General features: G+C 53.4%; 1 protein-coding gene. It reads right to left on the bottom strand.

Translation table 11 applies throughout. The annotated features are described in order from the left end of the window. Positions 1-266 (bottom strand): HAD hydrolase family protein (locus tag R0J87_RS21130; protein ID WP_498888731.1); only part of this gene is annotated, 266 nt, incomplete at both ends.

Raw genomic sequence — 266 nt, 5'->3', positions numbered from 1 at the left:
CCCGCCGCTGGATGGCGTGGCGGGTTGTTTACGTCAAACAGTTTGTATGTAAAGGTTTGGTGGAAATCACGCAGATACGCATCTTCGATGTTGAGCAGCCAGTCATCATGCCGGTAGATATGAATACGTAAGTCCGGCTCGTCTTTGGTGAGCTCCATCAATCCCAAAATCACTTCAGGCTGCACGTCCTGCTGGAACAGCACTTCGCCCTGACAGGTATGCACCCGGGCACCGTTGGAGGTGATCATGAAAGCCGGAATGCCCAG

The sequence above is a fragment of the Halomonas sp. SIMBA_159 genome (assembly GCF_046536035.1).
GTDB classification, from domain to species: domain Bacteria; phylum Pseudomonadota; class Gammaproteobacteria; order Pseudomonadales; family Halomonadaceae; genus Vreelandella; species Vreelandella venusta_A.
The sequence above is the reverse complement of the archived record's forward strand: the minus strand, read 5'-3'. Positions and strand labels throughout refer to the sequence as shown.